This window comes from Pseudomonas moraviensis subsp. stanleyae (assembly GCF_036283065.1).
Lineage (GTDB): Bacteria > Pseudomonadota > Gammaproteobacteria > Pseudomonadales > Pseudomonadaceae > Aquipseudomonas > Aquipseudomonas stanleyae.
This window is the reverse complement of sequence record NZ_JAADJI010000009.1, coordinates 226,951-246,571: the sequence shown is the minus strand read 5'-3', so window position 1 is coordinate 246,571 and position 19,621 is coordinate 226,951. Positions and strand designations below refer to the sequence as shown.

At 61.9% G+C, this 19,621-nt stretch carries 17 protein-coding genes; 5 read left to right on the top strand and 12 right to left on the bottom strand.

Going from position 1 to position 19,621, the window contains the following annotated elements; translation table 11 throughout:
* Window positions 1-25 precede the first annotated feature (25 nt).
* Window positions 26-1,045 (top strand): AbrB family transcriptional regulator, encoded by a 1,020-nt coding sequence (locus GXB78_RS18110; protein WP_329516411.1) that lies wholly within the window; start codon window positions 26-28, stop codon window positions 1,043-1,045.
* A gap of 207 nt (window positions 1,046-1,252) precedes the next feature.
* Here GXB78_RS18110 and GXB78_RS18105 read toward each other — a convergent pair whose 3' ends face one another.
* Window positions 1,253-2,029, bottom strand: a complete 777-nt coding sequence (locus GXB78_RS18105; RefSeq protein ID WP_329516410.1) for an NAD(P)H-dependent oxidoreductase — start codon at window positions 2,027-2,029, stop codon at window positions 1,253-1,255.
* 86 nt (window positions 2,030-2,115) lie between these two features.
* On the opposite strand from GXB78_RS18105, the gene GXB78_RS18100 reads away from it, so the two are divergent.
* A complete protein-coding gene (locus GXB78_RS18100; RefSeq protein ID WP_329516409.1) occupies window positions 2,116-3,009 on the top strand; it encodes a LysR family transcriptional regulator in 894 nt (297 codons plus the stop codon).
* Between the two features lie 7 nt (window positions 3,010-3,016).
* Here the strand turns inward: GXB78_RS18100 and GXB78_RS18095 are convergent, their stop codons facing one another.
* Window positions 3,017-3,181 (bottom strand): hypothetical protein, encoded by a 165-nt coding sequence (locus GXB78_RS18095; protein ID WP_329516408.1) that lies wholly within the window; start codon window positions 3,179-3,181, stop codon window positions 3,017-3,019.
* A gap of 83 nt (window positions 3,182-3,264) precedes the next feature.
* Here GXB78_RS18095 and GXB78_RS18090 point away from each other — a divergent pair, with 83 nt between their 5' ends.
* Window positions 3,265-4,050: a DeoR/GlpR family DNA-binding transcription regulator gene (locus GXB78_RS18090; protein WP_329516407.1), complete on the top strand. Its 786-nt coding sequence runs from the start codon at window positions 3,265-3,267 to the stop codon at window positions 4,048-4,050.
* Between the two features lie 169 nt (window positions 4,051-4,219).
* Here the strand turns inward: GXB78_RS18090 and GXB78_RS18085 are convergent, their stop codons facing one another.
* The 5 genes from GXB78_RS18085 to GXB78_RS18065 form a co-directional block, all read right to left on the bottom strand.
* Window positions 4,220-5,503, bottom strand: a complete 1,284-nt coding sequence (locus GXB78_RS18085; RefSeq protein ID WP_329516406.1) for an NAD(P)/FAD-dependent oxidoreductase — start codon at window positions 5,501-5,503, stop codon at window positions 4,220-4,222.
* Window positions 5,504-5,654: 151 nt separating this feature from the next.
* Entirely contained in the window at window positions 5,655-7,019 is a 1,365-nt protein-coding gene (locus GXB78_RS18080) for a glutamine synthetase family protein (RefSeq protein WP_329516405.1), read from the bottom strand.
* Window positions 7,020-7,732: 713 nt separating this feature from the next.
* The gene (locus GXB78_RS18075; RefSeq protein WP_329516404.1) at window positions 7,733-8,632 is read right to left on the bottom strand and encodes a bestrophin family protein; all 900 of its coding nucleotides are present in this window, start codon (window positions 8,630-8,632) and stop codon (window positions 7,733-7,735) included.
* A gap of 24 nt (window positions 8,633-8,656) precedes the next feature.
* Window positions 8,657-9,655, bottom strand: coding sequence for a GTP 3',8-cyclase MoaA (moaA, locus tag GXB78_RS18070; protein ID WP_329516403.1), 999 nt, complete (start codon window positions 9,653-9,655; stop codon window positions 8,657-8,659).
* A gap of 119 nt (window positions 9,656-9,774) precedes the next feature.
* Complete coding sequence (locus GXB78_RS18065; RefSeq protein WP_329516402.1) at window positions 9,775-10,626, bottom strand: CAP domain-containing protein; 852 nt, start codon at window positions 10,624-10,626, stop codon at window positions 9,775-9,777.
* 197 nt (window positions 10,627-10,823) lie between these two features.
* On the opposite strand from GXB78_RS18065, the gene GXB78_RS18060 reads away from it, so the two are divergent.
* The gene (locus tag GXB78_RS18060; RefSeq protein WP_329516400.1) at window positions 10,824-11,444 is read left to right on the top strand and encodes a cell wall hydrolase; all 621 of its coding nucleotides are present in this window, start codon (window positions 10,824-10,826) and stop codon (window positions 11,442-11,444) included.
* Here GXB78_RS18060 and GXB78_RS18055 read toward each other — a convergent pair.
* Window positions 11,441-12,154, bottom strand: a complete 714-nt coding sequence (locus GXB78_RS18055) for a murein L,D-transpeptidase catalytic domain family protein (RefSeq protein WP_064363540.1) — start codon at window positions 12,152-12,154, stop codon at window positions 11,441-11,443. The two genes, GXB78_RS18060 and GXB78_RS18055, sit on opposite strands and share 4 nt — an antisense overlap.
* Before the next feature lie 152 nt (window positions 12,155-12,306).
* Between GXB78_RS18055 and GXB78_RS18050 the strand changes: the two genes are divergently transcribed.
* The gene (locus tag GXB78_RS18050; protein ID WP_329516399.1) at window positions 12,307-13,923 is read left to right on the top strand and encodes a L,D-transpeptidase family protein; all 1,617 of its coding nucleotides are present in this window, start codon (window positions 12,307-12,309) and stop codon (window positions 13,921-13,923) included.
* A gap of 150 nt (window positions 13,924-14,073) precedes the next feature.
* On the opposite strand, the gene GXB78_RS18045 is transcribed toward GXB78_RS18050, so the two are convergent.
* The 4 genes from GXB78_RS18045 to GXB78_RS18030 all read right to left on the bottom strand — a co-directional run bounded on the left by GXB78_RS18045 (window position 14,074) and on the right by GXB78_RS18030 (window position 19,489).
* Entirely contained in the window at window positions 14,074-14,916 is an 843-nt protein-coding gene (locus tag GXB78_RS18045) for an NAD-dependent protein deacetylase (protein WP_329516398.1), read from the bottom strand.
* A 161-nt stretch (window positions 14,917-15,077) separates the two neighbouring features.
* The gene (locus tag GXB78_RS18040) at window positions 15,078-16,124 is read right to left on the bottom strand and encodes a class I SAM-dependent methyltransferase (RefSeq protein ID WP_329516397.1); all 1,047 of its coding nucleotides are present in this window, start codon (window positions 16,122-16,124) and stop codon (window positions 15,078-15,080) included.
* A gap of 148 nt (window positions 16,125-16,272) precedes the next feature.
* A complete protein-coding gene (locus tag GXB78_RS18035) occupies window positions 16,273-17,319 on the bottom strand; it encodes an NAD(P)/FAD-dependent oxidoreductase (RefSeq protein WP_329516396.1) in 1,047 nt (348 codons plus the stop codon).
* Window positions 17,306-19,489, bottom strand: coding sequence for a hypothetical protein (locus tag GXB78_RS18030; RefSeq protein ID WP_329516395.1), 2,184 nt, complete (start codon window positions 19,487-19,489; stop codon window positions 17,306-17,308). The genes GXB78_RS18035 and GXB78_RS18030 overlap by 14 nt, the downstream gene beginning before the upstream one ends.
* Between the last annotated feature and the right edge of the window lie 132 nt (window positions 19,490-19,621).

Sequence of the window (19,621 nt, the reverse complement as noted above, 5' to 3'; positions counted from 1 at the left end):
CAGTTGGATAGCCAGGAAGGCGACTATGAAATCCATTGTGTGCTTGTTGATTGCTGCCGGTTTCGGCGCGTTGTTGCAGTTTGAAGGCGTTCCCCACGGTTTGTTGTTGGGCTCGATTGTTGTGACCGCGTTGTTTGCCAGTAAAACCGGCATCGCCCCGGCAACCCCTTATGGTTTGGGCTACATCCAGGTCACGCTGGGCATTGCCACAGGGCTGATGTTCGAAGCATGGGACAGCGAAACGGCTTCGACAATGTTGCCCAGCCTTGGCGTGTTGCTGATCTGCCTGAGCGTACAAATCGCCCTTGCTGGCTGGTGGCTGACACGCGGCGCCGGCTGGAACCGCACCGATGCACTGTTGGCGGTTTATCCCGGCGCATTGGCCGCGGTGTTCGATTTGCTTGAATCGGAAAAGGCTTCGAGCAAAGTCATCATCGTGCATCTGATGCGGCTGCTGTTGATCACGGTGCTGGTGAGCCTGCTCATTCCCGGACAAGCAGCGGTGGCGGAAGTCGCCAGCGATCCGTTGACCACAGGCATGGCGTTGACCGCACTCTCTGTCATCGCTTTGAGCGTATTGCTCGGGCGTTTGCTGCTGCTGATCGGCGTTCCGGCGCCGTTCATGCTTACCGCGATCCTCATTACCGCGGTGTTTGTGAAGTCAGGATGGCTGCATGGCTTTCACATGCCGGAGTGGAGTTTGAACCTGGCGGCACTGATTCTCGGCGTGCGCATCGGCTCGCGGTTTCAGGGACTCGGCATCGCGGAACTGGCGCGACATGGGCGCACGGCGTTGGTCTCGGTCGGTTTGATGATCGTCGTTGCAGCGGCGTTTGCTGAAGTGGCTGCGCGCTGGCTGGGCAGTGATCCGCTGTCGTTGTGGCTGGCGTACATGCCGGGTGCGATCGAGACGATTGCGATTGTCGCGTTTGGTGGCGGGCTGAATGTGGTGTTTATCCTGACGCATCATCTGAGCCGCATGGTGTTGCTGCATTTTGCCCCGGCGTTGTTGGTGCAGGTCAGGCGGGTGCGCCAGGAAACTTGAAGCAAGCCAGTGGTGCCTGGCGATTGCGGCGTGTCAGTCAGATCCATCCCCCTCACCCCAGCCCTCTCCCCCAAAGGGGGCGAGGGGGAAGGGAGCAGATCGGGGGCTGTTCAAAACTTGAGTTCGGCTCGATATCCCAGGTCGGCGTAATTTGCCAGAACAACTCGGTCAGTCCCCTCTCCCTCTGGAGACGGTTAGGGTGAGGGGCTAGCGGATGTGCGCTGAAAAGCCCTCCACGCCCGGCGCAATCTCATCCTTCAACGTCAATGCCGGAATCTCATACTCCCCACCATTCTGCTGCCGAAACCCGATCGGCCGCGCGCTCCACAATTCATCCAGGCGCAATCCCAGTTCCTCGGTGGTCTGGCCATACAGCGCCTCATCCATCCGACTCGTGCGATACACCACAAACGGCGGCACTACATCAAACCCTGGGTAATACAGGATCCCGTGCTGAATCGGAAACAGCAAATCCTCCATCGGGCCGTTGATCCCGCGGGGGCTGTAGTGCGATTCCCAGCCGCCGGTGGTGACGACCAGCATCGCCCGTTTGCCTTTCATTTTTCCCTCGCCATAACGCTCGCCCCAGCGGCTGTCGGAGTGTTCGCCGACGCCATAGGCAAAGCCGTAGGCGTAGACGCGGTCGATCCAGCCTTTGAGGATCGCCGGCATGCTGAACCACCACATCGGGAATTGCAGGATCAGCGCGTCGGCCCAGAGCAGTTTCTCTTGTTCGCGGGCGATGTCGGCGGCCTGGGTGCCGTCGGCGTAGGCGCGTTTCGAATCGAGTGAGGCGTGGAACGGTTGCGAAGGGTCGCGCTGCGGTGCGTCGTCTGCGTCGAGCACGGGCTTCCAGTTCATCGCGTACAGATCGGAGACCTGCACGGTGTGGCCGGCGGTTTGCAGGCGCTGGACGGTGAAGTCGCGCAGCGAGCCGTTGAGCGAGGTCGATTCGGGATGGGCGTAAACCAGTAATACATTCATGTCGGGTGCTCCGTGAATGGGATGACTGCAGGATCGGCGCTCGCCCGGTATATTTGAAATGAATGTCTGATATGTCTGGTATAGCCATGAATAATTTGAGACGCCTGGATATCAACCTGCTGCTGACCCTCGACGTGTTGCTCGCCGAGCACAACGTCACCCGCGCGGCGCAGCGCCTGCATTTGTCGCAGCCGTCGGTGAGCGTGCACTTGGCCAGACTGCGCGAGATCTTCAACGACCCGCTGTTGCTACCCGGCCCAAGAGGCATGCGCCCGACCGCCCGCGCCGATGAACTGCGCGAGCCGTTGCGTGAAGCGCTGGAGGCGTTGGAGCGGGCGGTGGCGCCGGCCAGTGCGTTTGACCCGGCGCAGGCAACGCACAGCTGGAAAATCGCCGCGACCGACTACGGTGAATCCACCGTCGTGTTGCCAGCGCTCAGCCATTTACGCGAACAGGCGCCGGGCACGCGGCTGGCGATCATCGACCTGACGCCGGCGCAGATGGTCAAGCAGGCCGAGCAGGGCGTATTTGATCTGGCGCTGCATATAAGCGAGGACGCGCCGCCGGAGTTGCATTGGCGACCACTGTTCACCGAACGATATGTGCTGGCCGGGCGCATTGGCCATCCGGGATTAACCCAAGCGCCCAGCCGTGAGCAGTTCTGCGCGCTGGAACATGTGCTGGTGTCGCGCGAGGGTGGGGGCTTTTTCGGCGTGACCGACAAGGCGCTGGCCGAGGTCGGGCTGGCGCGCAGAGTGATGTTGTCGGTGCCGCACTTTCTGATGGCGATGTCGGTACTGGCCAGCACCGATCTGGTGGCGATGCTGCCGTCACGCCTGGTGCGCGGCAATCCGGCGCTGCAAGTGGTTGATGCGCCGTTGCAGGTGCCCGGCTATGAAATGGCGATGTTCTGGGCCGAGCGCGTGCACCGCGATCCGGCGCATAAATGGCTTCGCGAACAATTGCTGGCCTCGGTTTGAGCCATGTTCAGGCGTGGCCCAAGGCAATCGCGAACGACACGACGATCATGCAGGCGAAGGCGAAATTGAGATTCATGGGCTGTTCATCCTGAGCTTTTAAGAGTGGGGCCATTGTGAACAGGCGCAGCGCAAAGAAAAAATTCGCCTTGTTGATTGCAATGATCGAAAGCATTGATAGCCGCTGCGTTTGTATTTGCCCGACACTTTCGCTAGTGTCGCTGAAACCTGCAATTACAAGCACAAACAGGCATAACCATGCACGACCACTCCATCGCTGAACTGCCGTCCCTGCGTCGGCAGAAAATCCTTTTACTTCTTGAGCGTGACGGCAAGGTCATGGCCTCCGAGCTGAGCCAGCATTTTGCAGTCTCCGAAGACACCATCCGCCGCGATCTCGCAGAACTGGACAACGCCGGTCTGGTGCAGCGCGTGCATGGCGGGGCGCTGCCGCGACCGAAGGACTCGGGCAAGGATTATTTCACCCGTCTGGATGAGACGGACGAGGTCAAAGTGCGCCTGGCGCAATTGGCGGCCCAGCACATCGAGAACGGGCAGATTGTGTTGTTCGACTCCGGCTCGACCACCTTGCAGGTAGCGCGCGCGTTACTCGCCGATATCCGCATCACCGCCGTGACCGCATCACCGCTGACGGCGATTGCCTTGTCCGAATACAAGGGTGTGAAAGTTATTCTGGCGGGCGGCGAATTGAATCCTCATTCGATGTCGGCGAGTGGTCAGGAAGCGCTGCGATTGCTCGCGGGAATCAAGGCCGATCTGGCGATTACCGGGGTGTGTGCGATTCATCCCGAGGTCGGCATCACCTCGCTGCATTTCGATGAAGTGCCGATCAAACAGGCGATGCTCAACAGCGCGAAGCGGGTAATTGCGGTGACCACGGCGGACAAGCTGGGGGCGGTGGAGCCGTTTGTGGTGGCGCCGTGTAGTCGACTGCACATGTTGATTACCGAGCGGCATCTGGGGTCGGGGAGTGTCGAGGATTACCAGCGGTTGGGGATTGTGGTGGAGCAGTTGCCGGATTGAATTTTGTGTTGGATTTGAGGGCCTCTTCGCGAGCAGGCTCGCTCCCACAGGGGATCTGCAGTGAATAAATGACTTTGTAGGAGCTGCCGAAGGCTGCGATCTTTTGATTTTGATTTTTAAAAGCAGGATCAAAAGATCGCAGCCTTCGGCAGCTCCTACAGGTAATGGATTAGCGCAACCGCTCAAGCATCTGGTAATACCACATCCCCGCCGCCAGCAACGGGTTGCCGAGCAGGTCGCCCATCGGCACGCGAATGTGCTGGCAAGCGGCGAAGGTGTCGAACTGCTCCATCTGCCCAGTGATCGCCCGGCTCATGATTTCGCCCATGATGTGCGTGGTGGCGATGCCGTGTCCCGAGTAGCCTTGGCAATACCAGACATTGTCCGAGAGCTTGCCCAGTTGCGGGATACGGTTGATGACGATGCCCATTGCGCAGCTCCACTGATAATCGATCGGCACGCCTTTGAGCGCCGGGAACGTACGTTCGATACACGGGCGCAATTCGGCGGCGATGTCCCGTGAATCCTTGCCGCTGTAGTTGGCGCCGCCGCCGAACAGCAAACGGCCATCGGCGGTGAGCCGGTAGTAATCGAGGACGAAGCGGCAGTCGTACACGGCGAGGTCTTCGGGGTTGATCTGTTTTGCCAGATCACCGAGCGGCGCGGTGGTGACAATGCCGCCCATGGCCGGGAAAATCTTGCCCTTGAGCTGACCCGGTTCAAGCTTGTGATAGACATCGCCGGCGAGCATCACCTGACTGGCGTCGATCTGGCCGTGGGCGGTGCGCACGCCGGGGTTGTCGCCGTGAATGATCTCCAGCACTTCGCTGTTCTCGAAGATCAGCGCGCCGAGACTTTCGGCCGCCCGGGCTTCGCCGATGCACAGGTTGAGCGGGTGCAGGTGCATGTTGCGGGTGTTCTTGATCGCGCCGTGGTAGAGCTCGCTTTGCAGCAGGTCGCGAACCTGGCTGCGGTCGAGCAGGCTCACTTCATCGCCCAAACCTCGTCGCACGGCTTCGTCGTAATCCTTGCGCAGGTCGTCCATGTGGCTCGGCTTGTACGCCGCGTGCAGATGGCCGTGTTTGAGGTCGCACTGGATCGCATATCTGTCGACGCGTTCGCGGATGATTTGATGCCCGCGCCAGCGCAAATGCCAGATGAAATTGTCGACGTCATCGCCCAGTTTCGCGCGCATCTGTTTGCGCATCGCACCGTCGCCGGAGAGGCTGCCGGTGACTTGCCCGCCATTGCGCCCGGTCGCGCCCCAGCCGATCTTGTGGCTTTCGACGATGGCGACTTTCAGGCCTTGTTCCGCCAGTTCGACAGCGGTGGCGACGCCGGTGAAACCGCCGCCGATGATCACCACATCGACCTTGTGCCGGCCTTGCAGGGTGGGGTAATCGGTGTCCTGGTTGAGGGTGGCGGTGTAGTAGGAATTGCAGCGAATGGTCATGTCAGCGTCCACAAAAAAATTCTGGGTCGAAGTGCATTCCCTGTGGGAGCGAGCCTGCTCGCGAAGGCGGTGTGTCATTCACAACTAGGGTGACTGACATGGCCCCTTCGCGAGCAGGCTCGCTCCCACAGGAGGTGTGTACTCCCGGGAATCAGGCTTCGGTCAGGTACCACCGCCAATCCTGCTCACCCACTTGCGCCATGAACTGCCGGTATTCGGCACGCTTCACCGCCAGATACACCCCAAGGAATTCCTCCCCGAAAGCCTCCCGCGCCCACGCGGAATTTTCCAGCGCCTGCAACGACGTCAGCCAATCGGTCGGCAGCAATTCTTTCGCCTGGGCATAACCGTTGCCCTCGACCGGCGCGCCCGGATCCAGTTCTTCACGAATGCCACGATGAATGCCGGCAAGAATCGCCGCCGCTGCCAGATAGGGGTTGGCGTCCGCGCCGCAGATGCGGTGTTCGATGTGTCGCGTGGGCGCCGGGCCGCCAGGAACGCGCAGGCTGACCGTGCGGTTGTCGACACCCCAGGTCGGCGCCAGCGGCGCGTAGCTGTTGGCCTGGAAACGCCGGTAAGAGTTGGCGTTGGGGCAGAACAGCAACAGCGAATCGAGCAAGGAGGCGAGCATGCCGCCGATCGCCGTGCGCAACAGCGGCGTGCCGGCCGGGTCTTGCGAGGCGAACAGATTACGCCCCTCGGCATCGGCGAGGCTGACGTGCATGTGCATGCCGGTGCCGGCCAGATCATCGAACGGCTTGGCCATGAACGTCGCCTGCATGCCGTGCTTGTGCGCCACGCCTTTGACCAGACGTTTGTAGCGCACGGCCTGATCCATCGCCAGCAGTGCATCGCCGTGTTCGAGGGTGATTTCCACCTGGCCCGGGGCGTATTCGGAAATCGCCGTGCGCGCCGGAATGCCGTGCAGTTTGCAGGCGCTGTAGAGGTCAGCGAGGAACGGTTCGATCTGTTCCAGCTCGCGCAAACCGTAGACTTGCGTGTGTCGCGGTCGCCCGCCGTCGGCGTCCAGCGCCGGTTGCGGGCGGCCGTTGTGATCGCGTTTGGCGTCGAGCAGATAGAACTCCAGCTCGCAGGCCATGATCGGGTGATAACCCTCGGCCTTGAGCCCGTCGATGACTTTGATCAGCAGGTGCCGCGGGTCAGCGATGCTCGCCGGCAGGCCCTCGGTCGGGTGCATGCTGACCTGCACTGCTGCGGTCGGAATCTGCCGCCACGGCAGGCGCACCAGACTGCCTTGCAGCGGATAGGCGCGGCAGTCGATATCGCCGACGTCCCACACCAGCCCGGAGTTCTCGACATCCTCGCCTTGCACGGTCAGGCCGAGAATGGTGCTTGGCAATGGTCGGCCGCTTTCGTACACGGCGAGCAGTTCTTCGCGGTGCAACAGCTTGCCCCGCGGCACGCCGTTGGCGTCGAGGATGAACAGCTCGATCATGTCGATATCAGGGTTCTGTTCGAGGAACAGGCGTGCCTCTTCGATGGCTGCGAATTTCATGGCAAATCACTCACGATGGCGCCGCACAGGCGCGCAGATTCGGCCGGACACCGACAGGGCGTCCCGACAGGGATTTCATAGGGCGATCAGTCAGAGGACACAGAACCTGTGGCGAGGGAGCTTGCTCCCGCTGAGGCGCGAAGCGGCTCTCGCTTGTTGTTCAAAGGCGGGGCTGCCAGGCAGTCCAGTGGGAGCACCCTCCCTCGCCACAATGGCTTAGTGACCGACAGAAATCAGCAGGCGATATCCGGCGGGCGTGCGGAGTGACGCAGCTTGGAGCGGCGCAGGGCCATGGGCAGATTGACGATGCGGTTCATACGCGGCCCCGTTTGCAGTGGGCGCGTACAGCAGAGACGTGCAACCTTTGCGGTTGTTGTGGTGACGTACTCATAACGCGTGTTTCCGTTGGCGGAAAGCGTCGGCGGCAGGGCAGGCCCGGCGACCGGTGTGCCCGGATAGTAAGGGGGAATTTGCGCGCGTGTAAACGGGAGATTTGCCGGTGGCGCTCTGCGGCGTTTGGGCTGATTGACCGAGTTGCCTTTTTCGCGAGCAGGCTCGCTCCCACAGGAGAGTGCATTTCAACTGTTTTCGCGAGCAGGCTCGCTCCCACATTGGAATGCATTTCAACTGTGGGAGCGAGCCTGCTCGCGAATGGCCGCCCCTCGGTCCAGAGTGAACACGCCGGGCCCTATCGTTGCTTGCCGCCATGCCTTTCAGCGCAGCACGTAATCGTCCGGCTCGGGCGCGGGGGGCAACGGCGAAACGCCGAGTTCGTGCAGCACATCGCGCTCCAAAGTGCGCACCAGTGCATCGGTCGGCAGATCGTTTTCATCGCGGCCGAACGGGTCTTCGAGTTCATCGGCAATCGCGTCGAAGCCGAAGAAGGTGTAGCTGACAATTGCCGTGAACAGCGGCGTCAGCCAACCCAGCGATTGCGCCATGGCGAAGGGCAGCAGCAGGCAGAACAGGTAGATGGTGCGGTGCAGCAACAGGGTGTAAGGGAAGGGCAGCGGCGTGTGCTTGATCCGGTCGCACACGGCCTGGGCCTGGCTCAGGCAAGTCAGGTGATTGGCCAGCAATTGATAGCGCCATGGCGACAGCACGCCAGCCGATTCCAGCTCGGAACACTGGCGCCCGACCTGATGCAGGATCCGCCCGCAGTGGTCCGGCGCAGCCCCATCGATCGGCGGGCTGACCCAGTCGGCACTGGCCTGCGCCTCACTCTCTGCGCGTAGTCGTGCGTTCAATGCATGGGCAAACCCGCACAGGTTGCGCAACAGTTGTTCACGCAGGCTGGCGTCTTCGATGCCTTGGGTTTCGCGCATCACTGCGCGCACCCGCAACAGCACCTCGCCCCAGGCCTTGCGGCCCTCGTACCAGCGGTCGTAACAGGCGTTGTTGCGAAAGCTGAGGAAAATCGACAGCGACAGGCCGAGCAGGGTGAACGGTGTCGCGTTGATCTCGGCGAAGTAGCGCGGCACAAGGATTTCAACCAGCACAATCGCTGCCGCCAGCAGGGTCAGCATCAAGGTACGCACGGCGATGCGTTTGGCGATCGAGCCTCTGAGGGTGAACAGCACGGCGAACTGATTGGGTCTCGGTCTGACGATCATCTCGGGTCCCGGTTGCGCGGCGAATCAGCCGCCGGTCATGTTCATGAAACGCACCACTTGCACGTCGTCGTTGACTTCGAAGTTGTGTCGATACGGCTTGAGTTTCATCGCCTCGATGATCGCGTTTTCCAGGCGTTCCGGATGGCCCGGATGGGCGCGCAAGACGGCTTTGAGATCCATCGAATGCTCGTTGCCCAGGCACAGCAGCAGGCGGCCTTCAACGGTCAGGCGCACGCGGTTGCAGGTGCCGCAGAAGTTGTGACTGTGCGGCGAAATGAAGCCCAGGCGAATGTTCGGCGCCTCGGCAACCCGCCAGTAGCGCGATGGCCCTTGGGTGGATTCGGTGGAGTCGATCAGGGTAAAGCGTTCGGAGATGCGTTCACGCACTTGCGCGCTGGAATAGAACGACTCGGCGCGGCTGTGTTCGGCGATCGCGCCCAGCGGCATTTCTTCGATGAAGGAAATATCCAGATCACGCTCGATGGCGAAACTGACCAGATCGTTTATCTCGTGGTCGTTACGCCCCTGCATCACCACGCAATTGAGCTTGGTGCGAGTGAAACCGGCAGCGCGGGCGGCATCGATGCCTTCGATGACCTGCGCCAGATCGCCGGTGCGGGTCAGTTCCTTGAAACGCTGCGGGTCGAGGCTGTCGAGGCTGATGTTGAGGCGCTTGACCCCGGCGTCGAACAGCGGCTTGGCCAGCCGGCCCAACTGCGAGCCGTTGGTGGTCAGGCACAGTTCGCGCAGGCCGGGCAGGGCGGCAATCTGCTCACACAGCTGCACGACGCCGGGGCGGATCAGCGGCTCGCCGCCAGTGAGCCGGATCTTGCGCGTGCCGAGGGCGACGAAGCTTTGCGCAACCTGAAACAGTTCTTCGAGGGTGAGGATCTGCTGGCGCGGCAGGAACTGCATGTCCTCGGCCATGCAGTAGACGCAGCGAAAATCGCAGCGGTCGGTGACCGAAAGGCGCAGATAATCCACGCGGCGGTTGTGACCATCGATCAATTCACGCTGTGTCATGGGCTCGCCTCGTGGATGTGGAGCGCCGTCAACCGGCGCAGATCGCGCAGGGTAGGCTGCGCTCGCCATGCCGTCCAATCACTCTGGCTGACCGAGTGATTGACGGCGTCGATGATGCCTTACGGTGCGCCAAACATTGCCGTCCAGTAAATGCCTGCGTTGCTTTTCGGATCGGTCGCATACGCGGCGCCCAGCTCCTGGTATTGCGGGTTCATCAGGTTGGCGCAATGGCCGGGGCTGGCGAGCCAGCCGTCGACGACTTTGCCGACGGTGTCTTGCCCGGCGGCGATGTTTTCGCCAACCAGTTGCCCACCGTAACCGGACAGTTCGGCGCGGTCGCCGGGTGTGCGGCCGTCGCGGTCCTTGTGGTCGAGGTAATTATTGTTGGCCATGTCGCGGCTGTGATCCTGGGCAACCGTGCCCAGCGTGGCGTTCCAGGCCAGCGGTGGCGCCGCCGCGAAGGATTGGCCACCGCACTGGCGCGCCAGACTGCGCGCGGTATTGAGTTGCGCCAGCAGCTTTTGCCCTTCGCTTTGCGCATCGCCGAGTTTCGCGGTCAGCAATGGGCGCGCGAGGACGATGCGCCAGTCGCGATCAACGCGGCTGACGCCGACATCGACAAACTGCGGATCGAGCACCACCTGGCAGAAGCTTTCCTTGATCGCCTGCATCGCCGCCGCTGCATCGCGCGGGCCGTTGAGGGTGATCGCCTGCACATTGACCATCGGGTAGTGCGCGCTGGTCATGGCTTGCTGCAGATCGACCGCGCCGCTGGCCGGCAGGCGCAGGCGCGGGTCGGCCGACAGCGGCGGCAACTCGTTCGACGCCTGCGTGCCGCAACGCTGCGGCTGGCTGCGATAGCTGTTGATCGACTCGATCAATTGCAATTCATCGGCGGCCAGCGCCGAGGTGGCGAACACCACGCCCAGCGACAGTGCGGCACAACGCAAAACGGACGGCATGAAGCGCATGGAAATCTCCCTTGAGCTGAATGCGCCCATGATGCGCGAAAGGCCCCCGGAGGGTGAATGTGTTTTTCTTTGCGGCGGATTTTTTCTGCGCTGGTGTGCTCGCGCGTTTGCTCGCTACACTTCGCGAAGGCCCCGCAAACCGGGCGCCTCACCGACGTAACATCATGCCCCGGGCGGGCGCTGACGGAAGAACCGACATGGGATTGAAAGGCTTGGCGGGCGGTTTGTTGTGTATCGTTTTGGCCGGTGCAGCATGGGCTGGCGCTCAGGCCCCGATCGAGGCCAAGGCGGAACAGAAAGCCGAGGTGCTGGAAGAGAAAGCGGCCGATAAGGTCAGTGCTGCGCCGGCGCCGAAATCCGAGGCAATCACCCCCACCGAAGCGCAGGCCGTAGACCCGGCCGGTGCCGCGCCACTGGACGATCCGCTGACCTGTCTGGCGCGCAGCATCTACTGGGAAGCCAAGGGCAAGGACACCCCGGAAATGGAGGCCGTTGCCAGCGTGGTGATGAATCGCCTCGGCCATGATGGCTTCCCCGACACGGTGTGCGCAGTGGTCAAACAGGGTTCGGAAAGCGGCAATTGCCAGTTTTCCTGGTGGTGCGATGGCAAGCCCGATCAGGTCAAGGAAGACGCCGAATACACGTTGGCCAAGGAAATCGCCGGCAAGGCGTTGAACCGCCAACTCAAGGACCGCACTCGCGGCGCCCTGTATTTTCACGATCGCGGCGTCCGCCCGAGCTGGGCCAAGGCCTATCGCAACACCGCGCAGACCGGCAGGTTCCTCTTCTACAAACCTGCCGGCGGCGACGCGCGTTAACTGGCGTGGGTGTTGAGGATGCTCGCCACCTGCTGCGGCTGGCAGTTCAGGTACGGTGACTTTTGCAGCCAGCGCTGATCCGGGTACCAGGAAAACATGAACTGGCCGTTCTTCAGGCGATCGATCACCTGTTTGGCGATTTGCGGCCGCACGGCGGGGCAACCCTGACTGCGGCCGATACGGCCCTGACGCTTGCTCCACAGCGGGTTCACATAACTGGCGGCATGAATCACGATCGCGCGATCGCGGGCCAGATCATTGAAACCGGGTTCCAGACCATCCATGCGCAGCGAATAGCCGTGGGTGCCTTCGTAGCTTTCCTGAGTGCGGAACAGGCCCAGGCTGGACTGATAACTGCCTTCGCGGTTGGAAAACTGCGTGGCGAAATTTTCCCCTGAGTTGGAGCCGTGGGCAACCAGGTCGCGCAGGACCAATTTCTGTTTGCTCAAGTCGAAAATCCACAGACGGCGTTCGGTGGACGGTTGCGAATAGTCGATGATCGCCAGGTGCCGCGAGGGTTTCGCGCCGTTGTTGACCGCGCACTGCATGGCGTTCAATGCACCTTTGAGCGCTTGGGGATTGAGTTCCGGCGCGGCGTGGGCGAGGCTGTTGTAGAGAACCGGCGATGGCTTGCCGGCGGCAAATACTGGGCTGGTCACGGCGACAAGGGTCGCGGTGCTCAACAGAAGTCGGCGCAAAAACGTCAACATTTTATAAAGTGTCCTCAACTTGCTACATAAACGGCACTTTGGCTCCTGACTCCCAGTCAATACCCGCAGGCTCGCGGTTCGAGCCTGACTGTTCAGCGCACCTGATGTAAGGTTGACCGTCATCTGGACGGCCATGGATTGGAGTAAAGCAGTTGTTCAAAAAGTACGCATGCTACTTGAGCATTTGTTTGCTCGCTGCGCCGTTTGTCGCTTGCGCCGATGAGCCGCTGCCCCCGCTCGAAACCCTGCCGACGCCTGAAACGCAACTGCCGGTAGAGCCGCGCAGCCCGTTGCAGGCCGTGTTGATCAGCTTGCCACAGTCGTGCCCGGCGATAGCCGCGCGCCTCAATGGCCCGGCGCTGAGCCAGTTGCAGGCGTTCTATGAGCAGCAGGACTGGATGCCGGTGTGGGCAATTGAATCGGCTCGATTGCCGGTGTTGCGCGAGCAATTGCAGTTGTTGGCCGACGATGGCCTGAACCCGAATCGCTACGCTGTCGCGACCATACCGCCGCAGGATGGCGAGTTGTGCGCCGACATCGACATCAGCCGCAACTACCTGCAGGCCTTGCAGGATCTGCATTACGGCCGTCTGTTGCAATCGCATTTCGAGCCGCTGTGGCGTGTCGACGGCCCGCCGACCGACCGTCAGGCGCAGTTGCTCAGCATCGCCGTGCCGGGCATGCACGACATTGCTGCGGCGTTCAACCTTGCGCGTCCGCATCTGCCGCAGTATCAAAGTCTGCGCCAGCTGTATGCCGCGCAACGCTTGCAGGCCTTGCCGCAATGGCAGCCGGTCGGCAACGGCCCGCTGCTGCGCCCGGCGATGGAAGATGCGCGCGTGCCGGAACTCGCCCGGCGTCTGTACAACGAAGGTTATCTGGCTCAGGCGCTGGTGCCGCCGGACAATGCCTACGACGACGTACTGGTGGAAGCCGTGAAGCATTTTCAGGCCAGTCACTCGTTGCAGGCTGACGGCGTGGTCGGACCGGGCACCATTGCCGAGCTGAACATCAGCCCGCTGACCCGCCGCGATCAGTTGCGCGTCAACCTCGAACGTTTCCGCTGGATGGCCCAGGACATGGAGCCCAGTGGTCTGGTGGTCAACGTTGCCGCCGCCGAGCTGACGCTGTATCAGGGCGGTCAGCCGGTGTGGCAGACCCGCACCCAGGTCGGTCGCGCCGAACGTCAGACCCCGCTGCTCAAATCCCGCGTCACCCGGCTGACACTGAACCCGACCTGGACCGTGCCGCCGACCATCTGGAAAGAAGACAAGCTGCCGGAAATCCGCAAGGACCAGACCTTCCTCAGCCGTCAGAACCTGCAAGTGCTCGACGCCAACGGTCAGCCTCTGGCGGCAGCGGACATCGACTGGGACAACCCCGGCAACATCCTCCTGCGCCAGGACGCCGGGCCGCGCAATCCGTTGGGGCAGATGGTCATTCGTTTCCCCAACCCGTTCTCGGTGTACCTGCACGACACGCCGAGCAAGGCGCTGTTCGACAAAGGCCCACGGGCGTTCAGCTCCGGCTGCGTGCGTGTCGAGCATCCGCTGCAACTGCGCGATCTGCTGCTGTCACCGGCAGAAAAGACCCGCACCGACACATTGCTCGCCAGCGGCACCACCCATGAATTTCGCCTGTCGGCGCCGGTGCCGATCCTGATGACTTACTGGACGGCGCAAGTCGACAGCAGCGGCCACGTGCGTTACGCCCCGGATATCTACAGCCGCGACAGCGCATTATTGGTGGGCCTGGATCGGGCGCATTGAGTCTGGCACCAGCACGGCAATCAAAAACCTGAGTTCGATGAGTGATTTCAGGTCGACGAATCCCGTACAAACACCTCGGTCAGTCCCCTCTCCCTCGGGAGAGGGCTAGGGTGAGGGGCCGATTTCAAGCCGAACCCAATACTCAAAATCTCACCGTTCCAGCTTTTCAGCCAACCACGGCAAAAGCGCCTCACACGACCCTTCAATCTTCAAATCCAGCAGCTCATCCGCCCGAGTCTTGCCCAGATTTATCGCCATCAACGGCTTGCCACGCTCGGCAATCACCCGGCACAAGCGAAACGCCGAATACGCCATCAACGACGACCCTACCACCAGCAACCCCGCTGCATTTTCAGCAGCAGCCAGCGCCCGCGCCGCGGTAGGCTGCGCCACGTTCTCGCCGAAAAACACCACATCCGGCTTCATCCGCTCACCCGCGCAATGCGGGCACTGCGGCACCTGAAAGCGTGCTTCGAAGGCCGGGTCGAGCAAGGTATCGCCATCCGGCGCCTGCACCGCATCAACACCACTGAGATAGGGATTCTGCGCTTCCATCTGCCGCTGGATCTCGTCGCGCTCACTGCGCTGTCCGCAATCCAGACACAGCACCCGATGCAGACTGCCATGCAACTCGATCACATCGTGACTGCCAGCCTGGTCGTGCAAGGTGTCGACGTTCTGCGTGATCAAAGCGCTGATCCGGCCACGCTGCTGCAACGTGGCCAGCGCCTCATGCGCGGCATTCGGTCGGGCCTTTCGCACGCGCGGCCAGCCGAGCATGGCCCGCGCCCAGTAGCGCCGGCGTGATTGCGCGGCAGAAAGGAATTCCTGATACATCATCGGTTGCCGTCCGCGACGCACGCCGTCGCTGTCGCGGTAGTCCGGAATTCCCGATGGCGTGCTGATGCCGGCGCCGGTCAGGACGAGAAACTTATCCTCGGCCATGGCCTGCAACAGCGTATCGAGGTGTTCGCGGATCGGACTATCGAGCATGCTCAGCACTCCAGAATGGGCAGTGCCCGCAGGTTAGCACCAACCACCGTGGCGAGGGAGCTTGCTCCCGCTCGGGCGCGACGCGGCCGCAAAAGAAGGGGCCTGCTGCGCAGTCCAGCGGGAGCAAGCTCCCTCGCCACAGGTTTCGCATTTTCAGTCGGTTACTTGCGCGCCTCCAGAATCAGGTTGAACGGCGTCTGCGTGGCGCGGCGGAACTGCTTGAACCCGGCCTCAGTGAAGACCTTGCGCAAGCGTAGCTCTCCGGCCTGCGCACCGAGTCCGAGGCCGACTTCCTGTGACAGCGAATTGGGCGTGCAGATAAACGTGGAAGCTGCATAGAACAGGCGCCCGACAGTGTTGAGATTATCGTCAAGTTTGTCGTTGGCGAACGGTTCGACCAACAACACCGTGCCGTCGTCTTTCAGTGACGCATAAGCGTGGCGGGCGGCGCCGACCGGGTCGCCCATGTCGTGCAGGCAGTCGAAAAAGCAGATCAGGTCGTAGTCGCCGCCGGGATAGTTTTTCGCCGTGCCCTCGAAGAATCTGGCGCGATTGCCCACGCCACCTTCTTCGGCGCGTTGCGTGGCGACAGTGACTGACGGCGCGTGGAAGTCGAAGCCGACAAACTGCGATTCGGGGAAGGCCTGGGCCATGATCACCGTCGAGGCGCCGTGGCCGCAGCCGATGTCGGCAACCTTGGCGCCGCGTTCCAGCTTGGCTACCACGCCGTCCAGCGCCGGCAGCCATTCGGCTATCAGGTGACCTTTGTAGCCGGGGCGGAAGAAGCGTTCGGTGCCGCTGAACATGCACGGATGGTGATCGCCCCAGGACAGGGCGCCATTGCCGCGCATGGCTTTGACCAGTTTGTCCTTGTCATGGAAAAACGACGCGACCACGCCGAGACCGCCGGCGACGTACACCGGCGAATCCTCTACGGCCAGCGCCAATGCCTGTTCTTCCGGCAGGCGAAACTGACCGTCGAGGTGCTCCATGTAGCCGGACGCGGCGTGGGCGCTGAGCCACTCGCGCACCAGGCGCGGATTGCAGGTGGTTTTTGCTGCGAGGGCTTCGGGGCTGATCGGTTGGCTGTCGGCCATCGCCCGGTACAGGCCGAGCTCTTCGCCGACGATGACATTGGCCAGCATCGCCGCGCCGCCCATGTCACTGACCAGTTTGCCCATGAACTCGTTGAGCTTCGCCTCATTCATCACGTGTGCTCCTGAAACAGGATCACCGTCCGGCGGCGTTGAATGTCGAGGCAGGCGCCACCGGGCGGTGGTCACGGATAGGGGCAGGGCACAGCAGAAGTCCTGCGGCCCCCTCGACTGGGTAATGATTGAGTCTAGCCTTCTTTTGCTAATCGGTGCCCAGCCATCGGGGCGGTAACGGGTGTCGACCATAGAAACTGCGCAGCTGTGTCAGGTCGTGCTCATACCAGCAGCGCAGCCATTGCTGATACTGCGCCTGCGCGAGGGTTCGCAGTAACGGCCGGGCCAGGCTGTCGTGAATGGCTTGGGCGGCCTGCATGCCGCTCATCAACGCCTTGAGCACTCCATGCGACGACGCCGGATCGAGCCGGCTTGCAGCATCACCCACGAGAAAGTAGCCGCCACCGGCAACGGATGCGCTGATTCGCCAGCTTACCTCGGCACCGCGCATCGGCCCCACCTGCGGTAATGCCAGGAGGTCTTCGGGCAGCATTGGGGGGGACGGCTTTACGGCCTTCAGTGCGTCGATTTCAAACGCGAGATGCGTCCAGTGGATCAACTGCGCCCCGATCCGGGCGATCCAGGTCCAGCCATCTTCAGTGGCCAGCAGGTGCGGATTGCTCCCGTAAGGTTCGAGCTGACCCTGCAGATATCCATAGCGGGCCACTAACGCAGGAGAATCGATTTGCTCCGTCAGGTGCAATTGCCGCCCAAGCCAGCCGGTTGCACCACTGGCATCGATCAAGTACGAGGCGTAAAGGCAACCGGCGTCGGCTTCTACGCCGATTACTTGTTGTGCGAAGGTGAGGACCCTGCGTGCCCGACACGGCTGGTGCACATCTACGCCCGCCAACGCGGCTTGCTGCAACAAGGCGCCGTCAAGTTGCGCGCGGGTGATCTGAAAACCGTGCCAGGGTCCGTCTACGTCGGCGCCAAAAGGATTGAAGCGGGGCAGACCGTTCCAGTGCACCCATTGACCTTCAAAACGCAGTGTCGACGGGGCACGGAGCAGGTCGGCGGCGCCGAGTCGCCGCAATAACGGTTCGATCCCCGGGTGCAGGCTTTCGCCGGGGCGGAATCGGGGAAACGCTTGCCGTTCAAGCAAAGCCACGCTCAGCCCGTGGCGAGCACAGCTGATGGCACTGGCGCAGCCCGCAGGTCCAGCGCCAATCACCACAACATCAAAGTGTTTCATCAGCGATCTGCCAGGATCCTGCATCCTGTTTCATCAGGATGGCATCGGCGCTGACGAACAACAGGACCTGTCGCTCCACTTCGACGTGACGCAACTTGAAATCATCATCGGCAATGCTGACGGCCCCGCGTTTGTACATCGAAAAACGTTGTACCCACCCCTCAAGAGCAACGCCGGCTTCCAGCTGTGCCGTATCGAGTTCATTGTCCGGTTGCTGCACCTCGAGAAACGACATCAGCGGCCAGGCATTGCGCTGGGCGTTGTCATCGTCAGCGCCAAGCACCTGATAAACCCGATGCATTGAAACGACACGCCGCTCATACGCGGTTTGCGACGTATGGCCGGTCAGGCTCAGGGAAAAATGCCCGTTCAGGGCGACCTGCGTGTAATCGGCGTGGGCGTAGGCGTGGTACCGGGCGAACAGGCGGTTGCCTTCAACGATTACTTGCGGCCCGTGCTGATCGTCCCAGGCAATGGCACCGTTCTGACCGATTTCCTGATCGGTCAGGGGAATTATGGTGTGCAGGCTCGCGCGTGGTTCGAAGACTCGCGCCGAATCCGGCGCCACCCCCGGCCAGAAGGAGCCCAGAGCCGCGCAGATTTTCGCGTCTTCGGGAAACGGGCTTGCCATCTGATAGCCAGCCAGTACGTTGATCCATTGCGCATCGGGTGTTTTCTGCCGAACCCAGCCTACCTCCCAGCCCGGACCGAAAACCCCGGCAGCGCCGTCGGGCAGTGAGGAAGGTCTTGAATTCTGAGCGAGCGGTATTTGCGCCGGCGCGCGCAGGCGGGGCTCAGCCGAAGCGACAATCGCCGTCACCCCTCGATCCGTGTCGGAAAACAATTGATCCTTGAGATTCAGGTTGGCGCAGTACCGCACGTTGGAAAGTGCTTCGAGGCGGGCGTGCCAGATGTCGGGATCGGGGAAGAGCGGCTCTTCGCGGACCCAGTGCAGCAGTTTGCGCTGACTGCACAGTGGGTAAAAGTCCGGAGGGCCGATAATCGAATAGGCAGCCACCGTCGGCAGCAGGTCGCTGAGTGCCGCACAGTGTGGTCGGACCCAGCCGTCAGCGGTCGCGTCTTGATAGTGCAGGGCCTGATAGCCCCCTTGACGAACCAGTGCTTCGACATCGGCGCGATTGTTCAGATCCTCGATGTTGCCATCCGCGTCGACCTTGTGGCGTCCATGCACCATGCCGCCTGTGTTAGCCGGCATCTGGAACGCTAGCGGTCGCCCTTCGAATAGGGCGGGTGTGACCAGCCGCGCTTTCGGCTCTGGCAAAAGCAGGCCGGCACCGAACTCCTCGGCAGCAGCCCAGTCGGCCAGGTCATCGCTCACAACGAAGGGCGGCTGACTGATCTGCGGCTCCTCCCAGCCAGTGCCACTGTGACGTAAATGGATGTGCCGCAACTTCTCGTTGACCTGATGATTTTCCAGCGTCACCGACAATTCCATGCCCGCCAGACACTGATCGCCATCGAACAGCTTGTGCAGCGGCACCCAGAAATCCAGTCCGGGGTCGACCTCGACCTGAAAGTCCATCGGCCCGAAGCGTTGTGCATCACCGCGCAGTTGCATGGCAATGTACGCGCTGTAGCGCACTGGCATGACCGCAATGCCATGCACATCGCCGTCGACGAAGGGCAGGAAGCACCGCATTCTGGCGTCATACCGGGCAGGCGCAGTGCCGACGCGGGCAATGCCGGTGCGCGAAAAGCACAGATCGGCGTGCCGGCCGTGCACGGTGTCGGCCGCGCCGCGATATTCACTGGCAAAGGCCACCACCGCCAAAGGTGCGCCTGCAGCTGTCACGCGCAATTGTTCGAAGGTGGGAGGTGCGATGCTGTAGACGTAGTTCAGAACGCTTTCGATTTCGCCCGGTGTCGGAAACAGCAACAGATCCGCTCCGTTTGCATCGACAGTGACTCGGGGTGCGGCCAGCGCGTGATAGAGCAAACTGCGGGAGGGCATCGACGCTTCGATTGCGCAGACTCCCTCAGGGTCGAAATCTTCGAATCCGCTCACGCTGCGGTCAATCGTCAACGGTCGCGCAAGTTCGGCTGCCAGTGGCTCCGCAAGCAGATCAAGGCCATGGGCCAACATCAGCGAACGCCAGCCGCCGGGGGCCAGCCGACGACACACCTGTGTGACGGATTCGAGCAGAGTCATGGCTGATCCTCGTTACGGTTCGCGAGCCGTCATCAGACAGCAGAATGCTGAAGGCCCGCTACTGTCAGGTCTGACAGTGGCAGGGCATCTGGACATGCATAACCATAGGGGTCTTCGCCTGGGCGCAACAGT

What these genes read in the sequence shown, in the direction of transcription:
- GXB78_RS18065 (WP_329516402.1), bottom strand. Translation starts at nt 10,626, where the DNA reads ATGCGCTTCATGCCGTCCGTTTTGCGTTGTGCCGCACTGTCGCTGGGC.
- GXB78_RS18080 (WP_329516405.1), bottom strand. Translation starts at nt 7,019, where the DNA reads ATGAAATTCGCAGCCATCGAAGAGGCACGCCTGTTCCTCGAACAGAAC.
- GXB78_RS18030 (WP_329516395.1), bottom strand. Translation starts at nt 19,489, where the DNA reads ATGACTCTGCTCGAATCCGTCACACAGGTGTGTCGTCGGCTGGCCCCC.
- GXB78_RS18095 (WP_329516408.1), bottom strand. Translation starts at nt 3,181, where the DNA reads ATGCTTTCGATCATTGCAATCAACAAGGCGAATTTTTTCTTTGCGCTG.
- GXB78_RS18035 (WP_329516396.1), bottom strand. Translation starts at nt 17,319, where the DNA reads ATGAAACACTTTGATGTTGTGGTGATTGGCGCTGGACCTGCGGGCTGC.
- GXB78_RS18090 (WP_329516407.1), top strand. Translation starts at nt 3,265, where the DNA reads ATGCACGACCACTCCATCGCTGAACTGCCGTCCCTGCGTCGGCAGAAA.
- GXB78_RS18075 (WP_329516404.1), bottom strand. Translation starts at nt 8,632, where the DNA reads ATGATCGTCAGACCGAGACCCAATCAGTTCGCCGTGCTGTTCACCCTC.
- GXB78_RS18045 (WP_329516398.1), bottom strand. Translation starts at nt 14,916, where the DNA reads ATGCTCGATAGTCCGATCCGCGAACACCTCGATACGCTGTTGCAGGCC.
- GXB78_RS18085 (WP_329516406.1), bottom strand. Translation starts at nt 5,503, where the DNA reads ATGACCATTCGCTGCAATTCCTACTACACCGCCACCCTCAACCAGGAC.
- GXB78_RS18040 (WP_329516397.1), bottom strand. Translation starts at nt 16,124, where the DNA reads ATGAATGAGGCGAAGCTCAACGAGTTCATGGGCAAACTGGTCAGTGAC.
- GXB78_RS18105 (WP_329516410.1), bottom strand. Translation starts at nt 2,029, where the DNA reads ATGAATGTATTACTGGTTTACGCCCATCCCGAATCGACCTCGCTCAAC.
- moaA (WP_329516403.1), bottom strand. Translation starts at nt 9,655, where the DNA reads ATGACACAGCGTGAATTGATCGATGGTCACAACCGCCGCGTGGATTAT.
- GXB78_RS18060 (WP_329516400.1), top strand. Translation starts at nt 10,824, where the DNA reads ATGGGATTGAAAGGCTTGGCGGGCGGTTTGTTGTGTATCGTTTTGGCC.
- GXB78_RS18100 (WP_329516409.1), top strand. Translation starts at nt 2,116, where the DNA reads ATGAATAATTTGAGACGCCTGGATATCAACCTGCTGCTGACCCTCGAC.
- GXB78_RS18110 (WP_329516411.1), top strand. Translation starts at nt 26, where the DNA reads ATGAAATCCATTGTGTGCTTGTTGATTGCTGCCGGTTTCGGCGCGTTG.
- GXB78_RS18055 (WP_064363540.1), bottom strand. Translation starts at nt 12,154, where the DNA reads ATGTTGACGTTTTTGCGCCGACTTCTGTTGAGCACCGCGACCCTTGTC.